The sequence below is a fragment of the Psychrobacter sp. NG25 genome (genome assembly GCF_015234355.1).
In the GTDB taxonomy this organism is placed as follows: Bacteria; Pseudomonadota; Gammaproteobacteria; order Pseudomonadales; family Moraxellaceae; genus Psychrobacter.
Window position 1 is genome coordinate 40,487 of the sequence record NZ_JADGMV010000011.1, and the last position, 21,096, is coordinate 61,582.

16 protein-coding genes and 1 pseudogene are annotated in these 21,096 nt (G+C 40.6%); 8 read left to right on the forward strand and 9 right to left on the reverse strand.

Going from position 1 to position 21,096, the window contains the following annotated elements; translation table 11 throughout:
* The first annotated feature begins 232 nt into the window (after nucleotides 1-232).
* The 3 genes from IPZ60_RS13800 (at nucleotide 233) to IPZ60_RS13810 (ending at nucleotide 5,316) form a co-directional block, all read left to right on the forward strand.
* Entirely contained in the window at nucleotides 233-1,771 is a 1,539-nt protein-coding gene (locus IPZ60_RS13800) for a TolC family protein (protein WP_227669381.1), read from the forward strand.
* A gap of 67 nt (nucleotides 1,772-1,838) precedes the next feature.
* Nucleotides 1,839-4,154, forward strand: a complete 2,316-nt coding sequence (locus tag IPZ60_RS13805; RefSeq protein ID WP_194198299.1) for a type I secretion system permease/ATPase — start codon at nucleotides 1,839-1,841, stop codon at nucleotides 4,152-4,154.
* Entirely contained in the window at nucleotides 4,147-5,316 is a 1,170-nt protein-coding gene (locus IPZ60_RS13810) for an HlyD family efflux transporter periplasmic adaptor subunit (RefSeq protein WP_194198300.1), read from the forward strand. Before IPZ60_RS13805 ends, IPZ60_RS13810 begins: the two co-directional genes overlap by 8 nt.
* Before the next feature lie 193 nt (nucleotides 5,317-5,509).
* On the opposite strand, the pseudogene IPZ60_RS13815 reads toward IPZ60_RS13810, so the two are convergent.
* The 6 genes and pseudogenes from IPZ60_RS13815 to IPZ60_RS13840 form a co-directional block, all read right to left on the reverse strand.
* Nucleotides 5,510-5,692: pseudogene (locus tag IPZ60_RS13815) on the reverse strand (histidinol dehydrogenase); the annotation flags it as partial.
* Between the two features lie 299 nt (nucleotides 5,693-5,991).
* Nucleotides 5,992-6,765 carry a sulfite exporter TauE/SafE family protein gene (locus IPZ60_RS13820; RefSeq protein ID WP_194198301.1) on the reverse strand — a complete coding sequence of 258 codons (774 nt, stop codon included), beginning with the start codon at nucleotides 6,763-6,765 and terminating at the stop codon, nucleotides 5,992-5,994.
* 284 nt (nucleotides 6,766-7,049) lie between these two features.
* Nucleotides 7,050-8,555 (reverse strand): tripartite tricarboxylate transporter permease, encoded by a 1,506-nt coding sequence (locus IPZ60_RS13825; protein ID WP_194198302.1) that lies wholly within the window; start codon nucleotides 8,553-8,555, stop codon nucleotides 7,050-7,052.
* 5 nt (nucleotides 8,556-8,560) lie between these two features.
* Nucleotides 8,561-9,016, reverse strand: coding sequence for a tripartite tricarboxylate transporter TctB family protein (locus IPZ60_RS13830; protein ID WP_194198303.1), 456 nt, complete (start codon nucleotides 9,014-9,016; stop codon nucleotides 8,561-8,563).
* 116 nt (nucleotides 9,017-9,132) lie between these two features.
* A complete protein-coding gene (locus tag IPZ60_RS13835; RefSeq protein ID WP_194198304.1) occupies nucleotides 9,133-10,146 on the reverse strand; it encodes a tripartite tricarboxylate transporter substrate binding protein in 1,014 nt (337 codons plus the stop codon).
* Nucleotides 10,147-10,721: 575 nt separating this feature from the next.
* Complete coding sequence (locus IPZ60_RS13840; protein WP_369074418.1) at nucleotides 10,722-12,029, reverse strand: SLC13 family permease; 1,308 nt, start codon at nucleotides 12,027-12,029, stop codon at nucleotides 10,722-10,724.
* Between the two features lie 319 nt (nucleotides 12,030-12,348).
* On the opposite strand from IPZ60_RS13840, the gene IPZ60_RS13845 reads away from it, so the two are divergent.
* A complete protein-coding gene (locus tag IPZ60_RS13845; RefSeq protein WP_194198306.1) occupies nucleotides 12,349-13,074 on the forward strand; it encodes a GntR family transcriptional regulator in 726 nt (241 codons plus the stop codon).
* A gap of 190 nt (nucleotides 13,075-13,264) precedes the next feature.
* On the opposite strand, the gene IPZ60_RS13850 is transcribed toward IPZ60_RS13845, so the two are convergent.
* On the reverse strand, nucleotides 13,265-14,215 hold the full coding sequence (locus IPZ60_RS13850) for an EamA family transporter (RefSeq protein WP_194198307.1): 951 nt from the start codon (nucleotides 14,213-14,215) through the stop codon (nucleotides 13,265-13,267).
* A 556-nt stretch (nucleotides 14,216-14,771) separates the two neighbouring features.
* Between IPZ60_RS13850 and IPZ60_RS13855 the strand changes: the two genes are divergently transcribed.
* Together IPZ60_RS13855 and IPZ60_RS13860 are read left to right on the forward strand one after the other, a co-directional pair.
* On the forward strand, nucleotides 14,772-15,854 hold the full coding sequence (locus IPZ60_RS13855) for a helix-turn-helix transcriptional regulator (RefSeq protein WP_194198308.1): 1,083 nt from the start codon (nucleotides 14,772-14,774) through the stop codon (nucleotides 15,852-15,854).
* 507 nt (nucleotides 15,855-16,361) lie between these two features.
* Nucleotides 16,362-17,438 carry an Ig-like domain-containing protein gene (locus tag IPZ60_RS13860; RefSeq protein WP_194198309.1) on the forward strand — a complete coding sequence of 359 codons (1,077 nt, stop codon included), beginning with the start codon at nucleotides 16,362-16,364 and terminating at the stop codon, nucleotides 17,436-17,438.
* 418 nt (nucleotides 17,439-17,856) lie between these two features.
* Here IPZ60_RS13860 and IPZ60_RS13865 read toward each other — a convergent pair whose 3' ends face one another.
* Complete coding sequence (locus tag IPZ60_RS13865; RefSeq protein WP_194198310.1) at nucleotides 17,857-18,762, reverse strand: LysR family transcriptional regulator; 906 nt, start codon at nucleotides 18,760-18,762, stop codon at nucleotides 17,857-17,859.
* Between the two features lie 182 nt (nucleotides 18,763-18,944).
* On the opposite strand from IPZ60_RS13865, the gene IPZ60_RS13870 reads away from it, so the two are divergent.
* Nucleotides 18,945-19,658: a pirin family protein gene (locus tag IPZ60_RS13870; RefSeq protein ID WP_194198311.1), complete on the forward strand. Its 714-nt coding sequence runs from the start codon at nucleotides 18,945-18,947 to the stop codon at nucleotides 19,656-19,658.
* A 182-nt stretch (nucleotides 19,659-19,840) separates the two neighbouring features.
* Complete coding sequence (locus tag IPZ60_RS13875) at nucleotides 19,841-20,449, forward strand: nitroreductase family protein (RefSeq protein WP_194198312.1); 609 nt, start codon at nucleotides 19,841-19,843, stop codon at nucleotides 20,447-20,449.
* A gap of 173 nt (nucleotides 20,450-20,622) precedes the next feature.
* Here IPZ60_RS13875 and IPZ60_RS13880 read toward each other — a convergent pair whose 3' ends face one another.
* Nucleotides 20,623-20,901 (reverse strand): peptidylprolyl isomerase, encoded by a 279-nt coding sequence (locus IPZ60_RS13880; protein ID WP_194198313.1) that lies wholly within the window; start codon nucleotides 20,899-20,901, stop codon nucleotides 20,623-20,625.
* Nucleotides 20,902-21,096 lie beyond the last annotated feature (195 nt).

Here is a 21,096-nt window from a genome sequence, read left to right on the forward strand (position 1 = left end):
ATGACAACCAGCCATTACGAAAAGCCAGCATCTGTTAATGTAGCCATGACTTTACCTATCACTATATCTATTATAAGCAGGCTTGCCTATATAAGAATATCTATAAAACAGTGTTAAGATAATGGTACCAACGCATCTGTCGCATCTGTATTTGTTGTGCGCTTAGAGTATGATTTAGTATAACCGAATGATTGTTTGTCAACATGATTTACCAATGAGATGGCTCCCTGCTATGATGAAAGTGATAAAGTTTACAGAAAAGTCAAAGCCTAAGTTGCAGCGTATAGTGGTTAGTATGCTATCTGTATTGCTCTCAGGAGCTGCGTTTGCGAGCGCCGATACGCATATGAATCAGCTAATCAATCAAGCGATACAAACCCACCCTTTAGTTGGGTCAGCGCGCGCAGAGCAACAAGCCACTACAGAAAGTATTCGTGCCGCCAAGCTCAATATGTTGCCAAACCCAACAGTCTCGTCAGGTTATGACCGTACCGATGGTATGGTCTCACAGCTACAGATTAGACAATCTCTATGGACAGGGGGTAAGCTGACAGCCAATGTCAATCAAGCCATATTTGATGATAAAGCGGCTGTCGAATATGTGTATGAGCAGCAGAATCAAATTGCAAAAACAACGATTGAAGCATGGCAAAGTTATATGACAGCGCTGACAAAGCAGCAGGTGTATTATGACAGTTTGCAATTGCTTTCTGAGTTTGAGGAAATGATGCAGCGCCGTGTGTCCCAAGGCGTATCAGCCCGTATCGAGCTTGATTTGGTGACCAATCGCATTCTACAGGAACAAAATTCTTATCAGTCGGCGGTTGAGCAGCAACGTATTGCGATTGCACGTTTAGAACAAATAACAGGCCGCCGGTTATCGGCTGCGGATTTGCCAACACCCAATATGGCGGAGTTGGTCAATCACGCAAAAGGCTATTCACAAACTTTTGAGAAAATGGCATTTGATGATGCCAGTTTTTATAATCCTACGGTGGTGAAAGAGCACTACCAAGTAGAAGCTGCCAAACAGAATTTTAAATCGTTACAATCGGCACGCTATCCCACCGTCTATGCGCAATACGAATATGACTATTATCATGATAACGATAATGATGACAACGATAATGGTGGTGAGTTTTCCGTAGGGCTAAGTTATGACCCTGGAGCAGGATTATCAAGTTTATCCTTAGCAAAAGCATCAGAGTCTCGAGTACAAAGCTTGGTGCAGTCTAAAGAGGCCTCAAGACGACAGGTACTTGAAACCATTCAAACGCAATATCAGCAATTTGCTAGTGCAAAAGACCAAGAGCGATCATTGGTTGCTGCCGTTGCTGGTGCACAAATCGTTGTGAGCTCGTACCGCCGTCAATTTATTGCCGGTCGCAAGTCTTGGCTCGAAGTATTGAATGCAGTGCGTGAACACTCTCAGTATCAAATACAATTGGTCGAAATTCGTTCTTCTATTATTGCGACTTATTATAAGCTACAAGTCGATTTTGGTATGATGTCATGGCAAAACTTTAACCAGAGCCGTCAACCAGAACCGTTGTTTCACCCGCTAGATCCTGTCAAAAAATGGCTTAATAGTCAGAATGATACGCAGCAGACATCTGATAGAGTAGCGGTTCAGCCTGTGGGGATGAGAACTCAAGAAACAATAATCTATCCTAATAATCAGACGTTTAATTCGCTGTCCAGTAATATTACAAATACAGGCTTGTCGGCAGATAGTGAGCCCTTAAGCCCGTCACAAAGCGTCTATGAATAAACAAGCTGCCTTTTGTTTTCTCGACTTGTTTGTCTAACTACCCGTTAATCAGTAGGATGTACTTATCATGAATAACCCTGTTCCAGCTTCGAGTGACCACACACCTGACAATGAGCTGGTAGCAACCTCATCTTCGCCGTTGTTGGCACCTGAAACTGATGAGCAACTGCATGAGCAAATCAGTCATGATGCCGAGCAGCTAGCAGTAGCACTGCATACTGTGCTTACTCAGCAAGGCTATCCTATTGATAAAATGCGTCTGTATGGAGTGCTTCATCAGCAGCCAGAGTTAATGACGCTGGCTAGTATTGTCAAGGTATTAGAGCAGTTAGGAGTGGATCAGTTACCAGAATCATTACCGATACCAGATGCTGCCTTTTTGCCTTTATTGGCATTGCACCCGACAGAAGGTTGGGGGATTATAGAGCAGCAGAACCCACAGGGGTTATGGCAATTTAAGCAAACAGCACAAAGTGACGCGTACCCAAGTACGATATTTACCCAATTGCTACGTATCCGTTTAGACAGAGAGCCGAGTAAACGTAAGCAGCTGTCTTTTGATCAAATACTAAAAAAAGACCTAAAAAATTATCGTGGTATTGTCATTGAAGCTGTGGTCGCTTCATTTTTGATTAATATGCTAGCGTTAGCTGTATCACTATTTTCGATGCAAGTCTATGACCGTGTGATTCCGACTCGTAGTGAATACACCTTAATTATTCTAGCAAGTGGTGTCGGTCTAGTTATTCTGTTTGAAACTTTTATGAAGTTTGCCCGTTCTAAGATTATGGACAAAGTGGTGGTCAATCTTGATCAACACCTTTCACGAGAAGTATTCCAGCGGTTGTTGAGCGTTCGTATTGACCAAATGCCAGGATCTGTAGGCTCAATGGCAGCACAGTTACGTGGTTATGAGCAAGTCCGTGGGTTTTATACTGCCAGTACTTTGTTTGGTTTGGTTGATATTCCGATGGCCATTATCTTTGTGTCGCTGATCGTCGTGATCGGTAATCCATTGGTGGCGCTAGTACCTATTATAGCGGCGATTGTTGCTATTGTATTAGGATGGAGCGCGCGCAAAAAGATTGACAGTATCGCCGCCGTTGGTGCCTCAGCTTCTTATCGTAAAACTGGTATCTTGGTTGAAACGGTAGAGGGTATTGAGACCATCAAGGCGGGTGCTGGTAACTGGAAGTTTTTGTCACGTTGGCTTGATGTGATGAACATTACGACCAAAAACGATCTCGACATGAAACATGCTAACGACAATTTGAGTTATCTGTCGCAAATGATACAGCAGACCAGCTATGTCGGCATTGTGATTGTCGGCTCGTTCGTGGTGATGTCTGGTGACATGACTATGGGTGGTTTGATTGCCTGTTCTATTTTAGGGGGGCGTATCTTAGCACCAGTAATGAGTATTCCCAGTTTGTTGGTGCAGCATTCACATGCAAAAGCCGCTAAGCTCAATATTGAGCAACTGTTTTCATTACAGCAAGACAATCATGGCGTCGCGCATCCTTTATCGCCTAGTCGTATTATTGGTAACTTTGATTTGGAAAAAGTGACTTTCAATTATCAAAACAATGACCAGCCAGCATTGGCTATCAATAAATTAGAGATTAAAGCGGGCGAGCGTATTGCTGTTTTGGGTGCTATTGGTTCAGGGAAGTCCACTTTATTAAAGGTATTGTCGGGGTTATATGCTCCAACGCAAGGTCGAATATTACTAGATGGCTTGGATATTCAACAGATTAGTCGCGAGTCGCTCAGTGAGCAGATTGGCTATTTACAACAGGATCATCGCTTATTTGAAGGCACGCTCCGAGAGAACTTATTGATTGGACTACCTGCGCCAAGTGATGATGTGATGCGTGATGCACTGGTAAAAACAGGACTCATTAAGCTAGTGGCTAGTCATTCTAGTGGCTTGGATCTACCCATTAGTGAAGGTGGCAAAGGGTTGTCTGGTGGTCAAAAACAACTGGTTGCCTTTACGCGCTTACTACTGACTAAGCCATCAATTTTATTAATGGATGAGCCGACCGCCTCGATGGATAATCGTCAAGAATTACAATGTATTAATGTCCTTAGTAAAGCATTTGGGTCAGGCTCGACTATCATTGTGGCCACCCATAAGATGCCGTTATTACAACTGGTGGATCGCATTATTATCATGGACAATCAGCAAGTCGTGATGGATGGTCCAAAAGCGCAAGTACTTGAGCAGCTAAAAGGCAATGAGAATAAAGCAAATGCGAACAAGACTTCAATTAAGGTAAGCAAGCCTAAAGTGAAAGTCATTAGTAATGAGGCTTCTAGCGCCTCATCAGCCACCGATAACCGTAATAACCCAGACAATTTAGGGCAGGAAAATGGATAACTATCAGCACAAATCTCATGACCCTAAAGTTGGACGTACCCGTATTATTATTTGGGGCGCGCTGATAGGCATAATCGTTTTAATAGTTTGGGCTTATTTTGCCCAAATTGACCAAGTAACGCGTGCTACCGCAACAGTTATCGCTAGTGCTCGAACGCAGGATATCCAAGCAGTAGAAGGTGGTGTACTGACCGAAGTATTAGTGCGAGAAGGAGAAGAGGTTGTCAAAGGCCAGTTGATTGTGACTTTAGAAGAAGAACGTGCCCAGGCAGCAGTCGCTAATTCAAGTTCGAAAATCGCTGCATTAAAGGCTAAGTTATCTCGCCTTGAAGCAGAGATATTTGAAAAGCCACTCAAGTTTCCAGATGGTATCAAAAACTATAGTGAGTATGTAGAAAACCAAACACAACTATATAATCGCCGTCGGCAAGCAATTGATCAAGATGTCAGCTCACTACAGAAAATGATGGTACTGGCTCAGCAAGAGCTTAGTATGAATGAACCGTTGCTCGCTTATGGTGATGTGAGCCAAGCCGATGTGATTAAGTTACAACGTCAAGTAGCTGAAATACAGGCACAAATTACCAATAAGCGAAATAAGTACTTTGAAGAAGCACAGTCAGAAATGACCAAAGCGCAAGAGGAACTGGATACCGAGCTCGAACAGTTACGAGACCATTCACAGGTGCTAGAAGAAACCAGCTTATTTGCGCCAACTGATGGTAAAGTCAATAATATCTTAATCACTACTATTGGCGGCGTTGTGAAACCTGGCGAAGTCATTATGGAGATACTACCAACCAGTAGCGATTTGATTGTCGAAGCTAAGGTAAGTCCAGTAGATATTGCTTATGTCAAAGAAAATCAAGCAGCGACTGTCAAGCTCGATGCTTATGACTACTCTATCTTTGGTGCCATGACGGGTAGGGTAACCTATATCAGTCCAGATACCTTGATGGAGCAGACACCCAAAGGGGAAGAGCCATACTATCGCGTGCAAATAAAGATAACGGGTGCTGAGTTTTCTGCCCGCCGCGATGAGATTGTGATTAGGCCTGGTATGACGGCTTCAGTCGATATCAAAGCACAACAGCGTTCAGTATTATCCTATCTGACTAAGCCGTTGACTAAAACTTTCTCTGAAGGCTTAGGTGAGCGTTAGGTTTATAAACAGAAAAACCCTGCTCTACTAAAATACCCATGCCGTCCAAAAGCTACGATATAAGTATCGTAGCTTTTTTTAGTATTTTAATTCATCTATATACTGCTATATGTTACCTATATATAAATATAAAGTGGGAGTATATAGTTTTCTTTATTAAAGTAAGTCAATCAAACATCAGAAGATGGTGGGGTTACGGATACCGATAGCGTGCAGAACGCGCATGCGCGTCTAAATTCTCACGTTGAGCTAATATATCAGCAGTTTTGGCTAAGGGCTTACTAGCACTTTCACTATAGTAGATGATAGATGACTTCTTTTGAAAGTCATAAATGCCTAACGGAGATGAAAATCTTGCCGTTCCTGATATTGGCAACTGAGATTGGTAAATTAGCCTAGTAGCCAAATGACTGTTACTTCACAGAACTAGTAGAATATTTGAATGACATCCTATTTAGGATGAAAATAGCGGTTCAGAATAATAGAACTTAAGTGAGCAGGATGCTATCGGCAACAGTGTTGACTATATGGTGCTTGAGAGTAAGTAAAATAGACTAGGGATCAGACTACAAAATCCTCAGGCAGGTTTAGTATTAAGATTATTATTTATAAAAATCTAACCGACCTAAGACTACTAAATGCACTAATTTACGGTATGCCCTGAATATAAGCTTGTTAAAACAATACGTTTAAGTTTCTTATTATCATTATTAGGCCACTGATGACCATTAGTATCAGCAGCATAATTCTAAACTGGCTAATACTAATACCTGCCAAAAAGTGTTTGCCAATGACGTTGCCAATCACAGCACCCAGCCCTAATACCAGAGCATACACCCATATCTTGACGGTGAGTATTCCAAAAAAGGTGTAGCTGACGATTTGTACAATACCTACAAAGAAAGAATTGGCCGTTTTGGTCGCAATAAGGCTTTCTTTTTCTAGTCCAGCATTCATATAGAAAGGGTTAAGAATAGGGCCGAGACCACCCACTAACGTGCTCATAAAAGCAATGGCAAAGCCTACAGGTACAAAACCTACTTTTGGCATATCAAATGTTTTACTTACTTTACCAAACTTGTATTGGAAAATAGTCGAGACTAAAAATGCACCAACCAATAACTGAATCCAGCCTGCGTCCAAACGACTAAACACCAATGCGGCGAGCCATGCACCTACGATAGCGCTTGGGACATAGTATTTAGTCAATGACCAATCAATATCATGCCAGAATAGATAGAGCCGCGAGGCATTACTCATAAAGGTAGCCACGTTGATCACAGGTGGTGCAACCGCTGTCCCTATCATCGAAGAGGTGACTGGTATCAGTAGCATCGCACCGCCACCACCGGATATAGTGGAGATAATAAAAGCGACCATGCCAGCGACAAACAAACCTGCTAAGTGCCAAGTTGGAATGGTTTGCAGTAAATCTAAAACAAAGAGCACTATAAAATCCTATTTCATAAGTGACATCAAGTAGGGAGGCATAACGCATTTTGGACGATTGATAAAGGCTTGACTGTAATGGCTGAAAATAGAAGATCTCACTATAGTTGATTCAATTTAAGAGAGAGTCAAGGCAACTGAGTGCAGATGTAACTGTGATACTTCAAGCGAGGTTAACGCTGTCGCTCTTTTATAGAGAATTGACTATATTCTAAAAAAACGGTGGTCACACATAGAGTATGACCACCGTAGAAACAGCATTTAGAGAACATAATCGCTAAAACCTAAACAATCATTTTCTTAAAGCGCTTACGATACATTTTACGAATAATTGGCATGAATATCATAACAACTACCAGACCCCATAGTGACACGGTGATTGGGCTACTCCATAGAATAGACATCTCACCTTGAGAAATAGACAAGGCACGTCTGAGGTTAGACTCCATGAGCTCTCCTAGTACATAACCTAGGATAAGGGCTGATAGAGGGAACTGTAATTTACGTAAGAAATAACCAAATATACCAAGTGCGACCATGAACACCATATCAAAAGTTGTACTATTGATAGAGTAGACACCAACGAAACTGATAGCAGCAATTGATGGTATCAAGATATAGTTTGGTACATTAAGTAGCTTTGAAAACACACCAACTAGCGGAATGTTCATCACTAAAAGAATGACGTTACAGATAAATAACGAGGCAATAAGACCCCAAACAATATCTGGCTGCTCGGTAAATAGCTGTGGACCTGGCGTGATGTTATACAATGTTAGTGCACCCATCATGACCGCTGTCGTACCAGAACCTGGAACACCTAAAGTCAACATTGGTACGAATGAACCACATGCTGATGCGTTGTTAGCCGCCTCTGGAGATGCTAAACCACGAAGATCGCCTTCACCAAATTTGCCACTGTCTCCAGCAATTTTACGTTCACTAGCATAGGTCATCGCACTCGCGATAGTTGCACCTGCACCAGGCAAAATACCAACGAAGAAGCCCATTATGCCACTACGCACCATGGCGCCAATGGTAAAGAGGAATTCTTTTAGGTTGAATAGGCTACGCTTACCTTGCGCGATTACTTTCCCACCAGTACTGGTTCTTTCGAGCAAAATCAAAATTTCACTGACGCTGAAAAAGCCAATAACGATCGTTGTGAACTGAATACCATCAGATAAGTTGACTGAATCAAAGGTATAGCGATAGATACCTGTGACCGCATCGACACCAACAGTAGCCAGACCCAGGCCGATTAACGCTGACACTGCTGTCTTGATAGGTTGATCACCGACCAAACCACTCAAACAGCAAATTGCGAATACCATCAATACGAAGTATTCAGCAGGTCCAAACGACACTGCCCATTTAGCCAATAGAGGGGCGAACAAGACCACACCAATGGTCGCAATCGTAGAACCAATAAATGAGGCAACCGCAGAGATGGATAAGGCGATGCCGGCTTTTCCTTGAACCGCTAGCGGGTTACCATCTAAAGAGGTCATAACCGCCGCGGCAGATCCCGGCACGTTAAGTAGAATGGCAGAAATACGACCGCCATATTCGCAACCAAGATAAACAGCTGCTAGTAAGATAAGTGCACTCTCAGGTGGCAGACCAAGGGCAAAGGCAAAAGGTAATAGAATTGCCACACCATTAATAGGGCCAAGGCCAGGCAACATACCGACAACCGTACCAATAAAAGCGCCAATGAGTGCAATCAGCAAGTTTTTGGGCAACATTGCTACGCCAAAACCCTGCATTAAAAAGTCAAAAGTTTCCATAATAGCTATCCCATTATTCCTGATAATATTCCAAGTGGCAGAATCACATCCAAAGCCATGTCAAATAAGACATACAGGGCGATACTGATCACAACTGAAAAGATAAGGCTTTTAATAGGATTTCCGGCAAATAATAAACCAACCGCAAAACACATCAGTGTGGTAGCAACCACAAAACCTAAAGGCTCAAAAACTAAGCTATAAATCAATAATGCGCTGACACACAGCACAAGATTTCTAAGCACTACGTTGTTATAGCCTAAATCGATGACTTTCGTAAATCGTGCTGGACGAAAGGCAATAACCAAGGTCAAAAGCGCCGTAAGTGAGAAAATCAAAATAGGATAGGGTCTAGGGCCGATAGGATCATAGGCAATAGGAGCAACGTAACCAATAGCTAAATAGACCAAAAATAAGCTAAACAGCCCCATTAATCCAGAAAATGCACGTTCCATTGTCATAGAAGTATTCCTTAAATTCCAAAATAAGAAGGTTGATAGATGTCTCATCTGTCAACCTTCGATAAATACTATAAAAATCAGTATTCAATCATTAAGGGGATATGATCTGAGTGATGCTACTTAGCTGTAGCATCAACAAGACCGTACTCAGCAGACAACTCACGTAGCTCACCTGTACGTTTATAAACGTATGCTTCTAGCTCATCACCAGTCATAGAGAATGGTAGTAGCTCTTGCTGCTCGCGTAACTCAGCGAATTTTGGATCCGCAAGCATGTTATCAAAGCTTGCTTTCCACCAGTCATAAGCGGCAGGGCTGACATCTGGACCCATGTAATAACCACGCATGACTGGCCAAGTAACGTCATAGCCTTGCTCTACAGCAGTAGGAATATCGGCCATCGTGCCACCCAATCTCTCATCTGCAAATACGGCTAATACACGTAATTTGCCAGCATTGGCTTGTGGCATGATCTCAGCAATACCAGCGCTCACGACAGTCACATGGTTACCCATTACCGCTGTGATCGCCTCGCCGCCACCTTCCATCGCAACATAAGTCATGTCACTAGGATTAACACCAACCGCTTTGGCTAAAATAGCTGTTTGCATCCAGTCCTGACCACCAACACTACCACCAGCGGCGAAACTAACTGCTTTTGGGTTTGACTTAAGCTCAGCAACCAATCCTGCCAAATCTTTGATAGGTGAGTCTGCATTGACAGCGATAGCACCATAATCAGTACCAACGGCTGCTAGCCATTTCACATCTTTTTCAGTGAATTTACCAAATTTACCTTGCGATAAATTGAGGATAGAGCCAGTAGAGAAGGCAATGATTGCATCGTTGTTAGCACGATCATTAGCAACGATTTTGTTATAAGCAACAGCACCGACGCCGCCTGGCATATAAGTGACTCGCATCGGATCTTCTAATAGACCAGTATCTCTGAGGCCAGCTTGAGCAAGTTTACAAGTCAAGTCAAAGCCACCGCCTGGTTTTGCTGGTGCAATACATTCTGGACGTGAAGGGGCATCAAAACTGGCATCAGATGCAGTCGTATCAGATTTATTACATGCGGTAAGGGTGAGTACAGAAAGGCCAAGAGCCAAATAGGATAGTTTGTTCACACGACACTCCTTGTGTGTATTTTTAATGGAAAACTCAATAGAGTTTTGAGCAAAATAATAAAGTTATTACAGATGAAGTTCAGATTATCCTGACAATAACGACTAAACTTCATAAAAGTAGATTTTTTAGCGTTTTGCAAAAGTAACAGAATATATTAAAAATAACAAGAAACATATGTATGTATACATGAATTTTATTTTAATATACTATCACAATGACTTATGATTATTTGTTTATTGCCTGCACATTAAGAAAAAAGAGGACTGTGTAATTCTTCAATAATAGTGTGGTTGTAGAAATAAAAACGAATAAATACAATGGCTTATAAATGTAGTTGGCCATGAGAACATGTCAGAAATATGCTGGGGTATGTTACTGTAGATGAGGACAATAGCTGATTTAGTAGATGACGTTAGTAATATATAAATAAGTGCTATAAATGATAATGAAGTGGATGTTTGATAATTTTAGGCGCATATGTCAGTCAATAGGCAGACGTATCAAAGCTATCTTTACGAATGCGAATTTTTCTATATAGGGTATGTCTCTCTTTTCAAATGAGGACAGGATCTAGTTAAAATATCAGCTGGATAATTAAAATTGCTAGTATGCCAATACCAATATCTAAAGGCACCGCTTTGAATAGTAGCGCATTGAACAGTTTGTTTTTTTCTATGACCACTTGAGAAGCGCCTAACATAAGGCTACCTCCTGATGAGAAGGGGGAAAGGGATGAGCTTTGCGCCCCCACAACAATACAAGTAAATAGCAATAAGGGGTTAAGTCCAGAGGCCACGGCTAGGGGCAGTACCATAGGAAATAGAGTAGGGGCGACCACGCCAAGTGTACTAGCAAAGAGGGACATAATTACACTGATAACGAAGATTAAAATTGGTATCAGCCAGATAGGAACGTTGGTACTGAGCCATTCTGTTAGCTCGTAGATAACACCGATCTCAACACCAAGGCCGATCAACATACCGACCCCACAAATCATAATAAGCGTGTTCCAAGGTATCAATGCTATTACCTTTTTTTCGTCACCCAATTTTAACAATAAGCTAATTAAGGCGAAAAAAATGGCGATAAAACCAATGTCAACTCGAGCATTCAAAAACTGAATCGCTTCTACATTAGGCATGAGTAAGTTTGAAATAGGTATAATAAGCACGATGGCCATCATGATAAAAATCAGCATAATAGATTGTTTTTGCTTACTATCGAAAGGCTCTGGTACTATCGTTTGAATCGCAATTTTGCTATTTTTGGCATTGAAAAAGCAATAGATACCTAAGACGATCACTGGTATTAAAAAGGTCGCAGCGAAGACGCTCAAAACATAAGTAAAGGTGTTATCATTTGCGACGCCTGCCCCGCGCATCAGCTCTCTAAAAATAACACCGCTCTGTGAGGTGATAAAGTTAGCACCAGCTAATGCACCATAGTTCACCGATAAGGTAGCAACGACAAGATTTAAGTTAGTGCGTTTGGATAACAGCAGGATCATAGGTGCCATTGTGGCTAAGACAGTGTAATAGCCAGCCCCTAAGCCAGCAACGATGGTAGCGGCGAAGAAAATAACCAACGGCAATAATTCGGGAAAGTGACGACATCTATAGATTAAATGATTCGATAGTTTTTCTAAAGCACCGTTCGCTAGAGGAAAATTATAGAAGAGAGTCACGGCAAAGATAACAAAGAAAATTTTGAGAGGCCATAGCTCAATAATCTCATGAGTTTTTAGCCCCATACCAAAACAACCGATAAGGTATGAGAAGGCAATGGCAAACAGACCAATATTGATTTTGGTGGTATAGCCCAATATGATACATATGACTATAGCGGCTAGAATATAAAGAGTCATGACTGCCCCTGATCTCAACTGTATGAATTCTATAAAAAACCATAGCAGTTTTTACAGAGTAAAGAGCATTATGCTGATAGTACGAGTAATTTTGTAAACGAGGGGCTTATAGTTTGTTCTACAAGCCCGTCTAGCTCAGTAGAATGATAGCAAAAAAGACTAGGTCAATTAGACAAGATTGTTCATAAATATCTAATGATTTAATATTAACTTGATATACATTGAAGGTACTTAAAAAGTCAGACAGATTGATTAGGGATAATGTGGTTTTTAGGTCAATAGCAATATTTGACAAGATGGATGCAATTAACAAAAACCTTTCTGTAGTGGTGAAAAAATGCTGAAAAATTTAGACAAATTTAAAATGCCGCGCTATGAGCAGGTACGATGGCATATTCTGACGTTACTGACGGAAAGTAAGTGGGATGAAAATACACCTTTACCAACTGAGCAGGAATTTGCAGATAAGTATCAAGTATCGGTAGGAACCGTTCGTAAAGCAGTAGAAAAGCTGGTCGATGATGGTGTGTTAACTAAGTATCAAGGTAGAGGGACTTTTTTGAAGCGTCCAAATTTTGAGAGTTCATTGTTAAGGTTCTTCAAGTTCCGTGATAAAGACGCTTGCTATGCGACACCCATAGGGATGGTCAAAAAAGTAATGGTAATAGAAGGCGTTGAAAATATTAATGAAAAACTAAATATAAGTAAAAATAAAGCGCTCATTTATATAGAGCGTGTGCGCATTATTGAAGGAAAAGTTTCGCTCAGTGAAAAGATTTGGTTACCTAAGAGCCGTTACCAAGCCTTTGTAAATCTAGAGCCTGAAGATTTTGAAAATCTGCTTTATCCGTTTTATTATACCAAGTGTGGTCAGTTTGTCTCGTCTGCCATAGAGACACTGTTTTTTGTAGCCAATCACGTAGATCCTTATCTGGATAGTACTAAGCGAGAGAACTTAGTCAAGGTATGCCGCGTCGCTAAAAACCTAGAAGGCGATCCTATCGAATACAGAGAGTCATATGGGTTGGCAGAGAAGTTCAGTTATGAGGCGCATATTATTTAGTGGTTAAGGAGTATTCTCAACTTATCTGATTTTTATCACCATTTCTGAAATGAGCACACAACCTCGTAACGCTAGTGAGCAAGTCATCTAAGCGAGTTTGATAAAAATACTTTATCAAACTCGCTTTTGTGTTTTTTGCTGATGATAAATAGCAATCTATGCTGTTTGATAGGAATATAAGCTAATAATATTATGCTGATTTAGGCTTTTTTGTCAGCTTCATATTTGCCAATAACAAACCTGACAAGATTAATATCATCGCCAGCATCTTCCACCAAGTCACTACTTCCCCTGTGAGTAACACGGACGTTGTCATACCGAATACAGGCACTAATAGAGCAAACGGCATCACCTTAGAGGCCGTGTTTTGGCTAAGTAGATGTGCCCACAGTCCAAAACCAATCAAGGTTGAGATATATACGATAAATCCAAGCGATAACCATGACTTGAGCGATGCCTCTGTAAACGTCGCCAACTGCCATGCCTCGGTCTCAAATATGAGAGAAGATAAGGTTAAAATCACACAAGCAATTAAACCGCCCCATACCACTAGTGCTAACGCAGACAAAGCAGAGGCTTTGTTTTTGCCAGTGGCAGGCGACACAATAGAAGCACTTGATTCCTGCTGTGCGGCTTTTAAGGTCGCTTGTGCTGATGCTTGCTTTGATGCGATATTACCAAAACTCCAACCTATTGCCGCAATCAAAATACAGACAAATCCAGCCAAAGGCATATCACCGCCAAGGTTTAGCGCAATCACGCCCAAGCCTAGTACGCCAACTATCATACCGATGATTTGCATGCGATTCACTGCCTCACCCAATATAAAGTATGCAAGCAATACGGTGATAAAAATCTGAATCTGTAGCAATAGTGCCGTCAATCCTGCCGATGCACCCAAATGCATGGCAGTAAATACAAAGGCATATTGCATGACAAACGTACCGATGGCATAAATAAATAATGTACGGTTGAACTTAGGCGGCTTAAGAAAAAAAACCAGTGGTATAGCGGTAAAGAAAAAACGTAGGGCCGTGAGCATTAATGGAGGAAAGCTGTCGAGCCCCCACGCAATAAAGGTAAAGTTCACACCCCAAATAAAGGTAACCAGTACAGCTAATGCAGTATATAAAGGGGTCATATAATTGGCCTAAAAAATGATGACTGGTTATTAGTGTTATCAATCGGTTGAGATGTCGTGACTCTCTTATAAAACAAATATGGTACTAGCTCCCTTATGTCAATATTGTCGCGGCTTGACTATATGGGATTAATTAAGATGGTGTAGAGTGCAATTTCTAATAGGCTTTAATGAATTCGATATTATCAATATTACGTAGAATACGTGATAACAATCAGAGATATAAGTTTTTTTAAAGGTAACTTATGACTATTGTGTAGTAATATGAGTCAGCGTTAGATGTTACTGTGTTCTTTCAGGTAAAATTCTAAATAATTCGCTCGTCAAAAAAGGCCATCACATAAAGAAAGAGCTTCATTTATTAGCTGATTTTATAGTCTGTTGAGGAACAAAAACGGCGATATGTTAGATAACTAAAGTTGTTTGAGGTAGAGGTCTGTAGTAGTAAAGAAAATTAATACAATTATGTGTTTCATGAAACTATGGTCCAAATAGCCTAGCCCTTAGTCTTGTTGAAACAAAGATTGAATACAGTCAAACGTAACTGAGTCAGAAAATGATAAAAGCAGAATACAGTACTCATAAGAGTGTAATGTTTGCAATAAGAGAAGCAATGACATTGTACTTATTTGATAAAAACCGTGAAAAAGACATTCCTAAAATTGCAGAGATGTTTTTATTAATGGACAGTTATGATGGCGATAGAGTACCTATTTCAGCTGTTATGAAAGAAATGGATGCTTTATGTAATACCTTGCAAGATAATTATTTAGGATTGAACTTAAATTTTTTGGTGAATATTGAGTCATTACCTTCTTACAAATCTATCAGCGAATGTATAAGACCTTTTGCTAATGTAAATAATGAGCTACCTTTTCTGTTGGTTAGTCGGCTTATATGCTGTTCTTTTCCCATGATTGCACGGTCTGTTGATCTCAAGCTTTCTGCAGAGAAAGGAATGCTTCGATTTGACTTTATCTCCAATGCGCCAGATGTGATGAATAAGCATCAACTTGATAGTGTTATGGTATTGGTCTATCGAATCGTAGAAGCTTTTTATCCTGGTATGTTAAAGAAGTTATATGTTGCACAGCGTCATACTGCTTATGAGTTAGAATACTATCAATCAGTCTTTGGAGCACCTGCTGAATCTGCTAATAAGACAAGTTTGGTCTATGCCTTAAAGTGTAAAGATCATTATAAAAACGCTGCCAGCTTATTGATAAAAGCTGAAGAGGAGCTTGGCAGAAAGTTTTATATCAATCCTTTGTTTAATATGTTGTTTACTCAATTTTCTGAAATTAGTTATAAACAGCGCTGTGAGATAATTATCGATACCATGATGGGTGTGAGCTCGCCAACTCGTATTCAGGTCGCAGACTCAATGAATATAAGCGTCAGTACGCTACGAAGAAGGCTACATGACGAGGGAGCTACGTTCCAAGAGATCTTAGAAGAGACTAGGAAGCGATTGGCCAAGCTGTATCTAACTGAAAGGAAGATTTCAACAACGGACGTTGCGTATCTATTGGGCTACAAGTCCCACAGCCAATTTTTCAAAGTCTTCAAAACTTGGTTTGGGATAACACCGAAAACGTATCAAAGTAACCAGCTAAGTCATATAGAAGATAATATCTAAGCATGTTTGGCATTAGATCAAGATATTAATAACAATGATTCGATAGTAGATTGAATCAGTATTCACGCAAATACACTTTGATTGATCAAACTCGCGTAAGAAAGCCCATTAAAAAGCCACTTGAAGATAAGTGGCTTTTTAATGGGCTTTCTAGTAATAAGTCTTATTTTACTGACAATAAAAATACGACAAACACTACTCGTATCAATTGTAGTGTTGCTCCTTTACTACTGGGACTGCTTCATTATTTGTCGCATTTCGAGTCAATATGATATGAGGTTGTCCGCTTGCGAGTTAACCTGTAGTAAAGAGGTTACTAGATAGTAATACGTCTCTTATAATCTAAACCTTAACAAAACATCTGTTCACTGGCTATCGCTAATAGAACGATTAGCGCTGACGATAACTTATGCAACAAACTTAATAAGATATCGCAACTGATTGTCTAATATAAATATGTCTCAATCTGTATTAGTTGCCTTAAAAAATAAAAGGGAGAATCAGTATATGAGCACTATAGTCAAAACTAATGACATGATTCTAGACCAAGTACAGCTAGTAACTGAAATTGGCGAGTATTATATAACAGATATTGGCGATGCCTTTGATTTTATAACATATCTAGCAATAACTAATGCAGAAGAGCAAGGACTAGGGGGTATGGAACATACTGCGGTAGCGATACCTTGGTGGATGCCTACAGTAGCTGAGGCTAGGGAAGTAGGTTTAGTCGCTGATAGCCGTCATAGCAATAGAAATAATTTTGAGGATGGTGCTCCATTTGTTCGCCATAACAGCGTGACGACCGTAGGCCATAGGTCAGACATGGCTCGCAATGAGACTGATATAGACAGAGATTTATTGAATGTAGAAGACTTTATGATTGAAGGTCATACTACGGTTTATCAAACAGATAACACGGCGACGGTTCCAAATGATGGCCCGCTCACAATTACCGCTGATGGCATGCTAGCCTTCGTGCCAAATAAGGGTTACGCAGGCGCTGTACCAGACGTGGCCTACACTATGACAAGTGGCCACGGAGACTGCGATAAAGGCATTATAATCTTTGATGATGTACCTGTGGCTTCGAAACAATTAGCAGTTGCCAATGCTCACAGTGTGACGACTGTATATAATAGGGCAGTTGAGATGAAAGTTCTTGGCAATCACACCGATTCAGAAAATGACTCATTAAGCGTAGAAGCGTTTACTATTGAAGGCTATACCACAGTTTATCAATCAGGTGATATGGCGACTATTCCAAATGTCGGCATCATCACTATTACCAATGATGGCACGTTAAACTTCACGCCAAACGATGGTTACGCAGGTGCTGTACCAGATGTGACCTACACCGTGATAGGTGGTAATGGCGGTATGGACACAGCTATTGTGACCTTTAACGATGTACCTGCTGGAGTTGCGGGTATTAACTTTGATGGCACTGAAGATATTGTTGTAACCGCTGCTGAGATTATAGATGCTGCCAATCAACCAACAGCGGATGCTTTCGATATTGATCTAACTGACTTAAGCTTAAATATCCAAAAATGGTCTACCTCCAGTTATACACCTGTTTGAAACGCGCTCAAGTGAATAAGATAATAAATGTCATACAGAGATAATACCCGATACAATAATTAAGACTACTTCAATCAAAGAGATAATATCTGGAGTGTCTGCAAAGAATGGCAACCCCCTTAACATAGCAAATCCAATCTAAGCAAAGTCAAACCTGTCAATGAATACAGATGCTGCTTTCTGATAAGCGGTTGTGGTTCCTAATTAGGTTTGTAGTGCAGTCAAATCCATATAAATCCGCTATATTGTCAGCCTCGCTAACTATACTAATGTATAGCTTGCACTTGATTTCCTTGAATTGAACTTATTTGAATTCAACTATATTCAAGATATTCTTTAATTGGAAACTCCTAAAAATTTGAAGCGTTTTTTTAGGCTTGTTGATTCTCTTGAGTGTTAACTTGATGAACTGGAAGGGCTAGCACTCATCCCAATAAGGATTATCACCGAAACGCTCAGCGATAAAATCAATAAAATAGCGGCACCGCTGAGATAGGAATCTATTTTTTGGATAGACCGCATAGGCAGTTAGCATCGGTAGCTCATATTGCTGCAAGATGGGCACTAGCTCGCCACTGACCACGGTCTGATATGTGATAAAGGTTGGCAAAAAGGTAATGCCATGACCTCGCACTGCCATATCACGCAAAAAATCACCATTATTGATTTTTATTTTTGATTTAACTTCTACCTGATGTTTTTTGCCTTGCTCATCTGTCAATTCTATCGTGTTGGATTTGCTCAAGCTGTATTGTAAAAATTCATGATCCGCTAAATCTTCTACCGTTTTTGGTGTGCCCATTTTATCTAGATACTCAGGACTGGCGCATAGGGTATGACGAATTAACGATAGGCGTTTGGCCTGATAGCTAGAATCTTGCATTTCTCCAATACGAATGGCCAGTTCAAACCCTTCTTCGACTAAATCCGTATGCCGATCAGAAAAATCTAACTCAAAATTCAGGTTGGGATGTTGATTGGCGTATTCATCAATAACATCCTTTAAATGAAGCAAGCCAAACGATAACGGTGCGGTCATCTTTAGTGTGCCCTCGATACGTGTCGGTGCACCACTGGACGCTTCATTCAGTGCATCAACCTCATTCAGTATATTATTCACCTTTTGGTAATACTGCTCACCTGCCTGTGTCAAGTTCGATTGGCGTGTGGTTCGACTGATCAACTGACTGCCCAAGCGCGTCTCTAACTCCTTGAGACGGCGGCTGACAGCGGACTTGGCGATATTTAACTGCTCTGCGGCTTTGGTAATGCTGCCTGCTTCGACAATGCGTACAAACATGGCCATGTCTTCTAGTTGTCCCATTTTAGTCACCCCTTAATTGTTCTTTAAATGAGAACTTATATTTGCAATTATCAATGTTTATCTGTGGTTAGACAACAATTATAATATGTCTAACATTTGAACCAGTTAACTAATCAATATTTATCGTTATTTAACTTCTGAATAACTAAGTTAATCAATAGGTTAATAACTAGGGATAAATGATGCAAACGATCTATCATGCAGCAGAATCTCGTGGCAATGCCAATCATGGCTGGCTAAAAAGCAACCATACCTTCAGCTTTGCTAATTATTACAATCCAGAACGTATGGGTTTTGGTGCGCTACGTGTCATTAATGATGACTTTGTGACTGGCGGCCAAGGTTTTGGTAAGCACTCACACCGTGATATGGAAATTATTACTATTCCCTTATCAGGTAAGCTCAGTCATGGCGATAATATCGGCAATAAAGGTATTATTGCAATGGGTGAAATACAAGTCATGTCAGCCGGCACGGGCATTACTCATAGTGAGATGAATGGTAGTGTTGAGGAAGCTGTGCAGTTTTTGCAAATATGGGTGCTCCCTAATAAAATTAACGTCACCCCTCGTTATCAGAAAATGCGCATGGGTGACATCATGCATCCAAATCAGTTCAACCAAGTGCTATCGCCAAACGTTGACGATGCAGGTGTCTGGATTCATCAAAAAGCATGGTTCAGTATGGGGGACTTTGATAAAGGCGTGACAGCGTCTTATCAGCTAAAAGATACTAATAATGGTGTTTATCTCTTTGTCATTAGTGGAAAAGCTACTGTAAATGGTAAGACGTTAGAGACTAGAGATGCGCTTGGTATTTGGGATGCTCAGCAGTTCACTGTGGATATTGAAGAAGACGCCAAAGTGTTACTCATGGAAGTGCCGATAACTGCTTAATACCTTTCTATGCTCATTATTTGCGACACACAAAATATTAAATGGTGAGATTGAACCTAGAACCAGGCTTTGAGTACGGTACATTGGTTTCAAAGGCTAATGACCACTTATTCCCATGCATCAATATTTTATCCAATGCACCAATATTTAATTTTGATTCATAAAAACTACTGGAGAAAACCATGTCAAATTTACAAGATTTACAGCAATTAGCAGAAAAACGCCGTTCTATTTACGCGCTAAGCAATCAATTGCCAGTATCGAATGATGAAGTAGTAAAATTGGTTGAGCATGCTATTCTGCACACGCCATCAGCGTTCAACTCACAGTCAACGCGCATTATCGTGTTGTTCGGCGAAGAGCATCAAAAGCTATGGAACATGACGGAAGATACCTTACGTGATATCGTCAATGACGATGAGAAGTTTGTGTCAACCAAGCAAAAAATTGATAGCTTTAAGGCGGGTGCAGGTACTATATTATTCTTTGAAGATCATGCAGTGGTGAAAGGTTTACAAGAAGCTGCACCGTTATATGCTGACAAATTCCCAGTATGGTCTCAGCATACCAGTGGCATGCATCAGTATATGATCTGGACTGCATTATCTAGTTTAGATATCGGTGCAAACTTACAGCATTATAATCCTATCATTGATAGTCAAGTTGCCGATGTTTGGAATGTGGATAAGGACTGGGAATTGGTTGCACAGATGGTATTTGGTGCGATCGAGGAGCCTGCAGGTGACAAAGCATTCAAATCTGTAGACAGTCGCTTAAAAGTGTTTGGCTAATACGTCCTAGCGTTGGAGACAGTAAAACCAATGAACCCGCTATGATATTTATTCATAGCGGGTTCATTTGCTTTTTACAACTAAGATAGAACAAGAGTAATTTAAAATAGGGGGCTAAATGAGGTTCAGGACATACTTTAGGCAGCTCATAATCAAAGCCTCAATTCTAATGCTTACGTTCTGTAAAGCACTTTAACCACATGCCAGCCAAATTTAGTTTTTACTAAATGCGGGGTGTAGAGTTCACTGCTGAAGCAGACTTTATCAAATGCTGGCACCATGTCGCCTTTTTGAAATTCGCCTAAGCTGCCACCTTTCTTACCTGATGGGCAGTTTGAGTGCTTTTTAGCCAGCACATCAAATTTAGCGCCTTTTTTAAGCTTGACAATAATGTCCTCAGCCACTTCTTTGTGTTTTACTAAAATGTGTAATGCGCTAGCGGTACGAGCCATAATGTAAACCTTTCATAAAATATCAATTATTAAGGCATTATATCACGGCTCATCTTGGTTGCTCATTTCAACTGTATGGTGGGTGACCTATGCTATCAATCCCGTAGACATCAGCTTGAGAGATTTTAGTTATGCAAACTGACAATAAAAATCAGACCAAATAATTTTAGCGTTTTGTATCCTAGACTCACTACG

Coding starts and splice junctions, on each gene's coding strand:
- IPZ60_RS13800 (WP_227669381.1), top strand. CDS start 233: ATGATGAAAGTGATAAAGTTTACAGAAAAGTCAAAGCCTAAGTTGCAG.
- IPZ60_RS13805 (WP_194198299.1), top strand. CDS start 1,839: ATGAATAACCCTGTTCCAGCTTCGAGTGACCACACACCTGACAATGAG.
- IPZ60_RS13810 (WP_194198300.1), top strand. CDS start 4,147: ATGGATAACTATCAGCACAAATCTCATGACCCTAAAGTTGGACGTACC.
- IPZ60_RS13825 (WP_194198302.1), bottom strand. CDS start 8,555: ATGGAAACTTTTGACTTTTTAATGCAGGGTTTTGGCGTAGCAATGTTG.
- IPZ60_RS13830 (WP_194198303.1), bottom strand. CDS start 9,016: ATGACAATGGAACGTGCATTTTCTGGATTAATGGGGCTGTTTAGCTTA.
- IPZ60_RS13845 (WP_194198306.1), top strand. CDS start 12,349: ATGCTGAAAAATTTAGACAAATTTAAAATGCCGCGCTATGAGCAGGTA.
- IPZ60_RS13850 (WP_194198307.1), bottom strand. CDS start 14,215: ATGACCCCTTTATATACTGCATTAGCTGTACTGGTTACCTTTATTTGG.
- IPZ60_RS13855 (WP_194198308.1), top strand. CDS start 14,772: ATGATAAAAGCAGAATACAGTACTCATAAGAGTGTAATGTTTGCAATA.
- IPZ60_RS13860 (WP_194198309.1), top strand. CDS start 16,362: ATGAGCACTATAGTCAAAACTAATGACATGATTCTAGACCAAGTACAG.
- IPZ60_RS13865 (WP_194198310.1), bottom strand. CDS start 18,762: ATGGGACAACTAGAAGACATGGCCATGTTTGTACGCATTGTCGAAGCA.
- IPZ60_RS13870 (WP_194198311.1), top strand. CDS start 18,945: ATGCAAACGATCTATCATGCAGCAGAATCTCGTGGCAATGCCAATCAT.
- IPZ60_RS13875 (WP_194198312.1), top strand. CDS start 19,841: ATGTCAAATTTACAAGATTTACAGCAATTAGCAGAAAAACGCCGTTCT.
- IPZ60_RS13880 (WP_194198313.1), bottom strand. CDS start 20,901: ATGGCTCGTACCGCTAGCGCATTACACATTTTAGTAAAACACAAAGAA.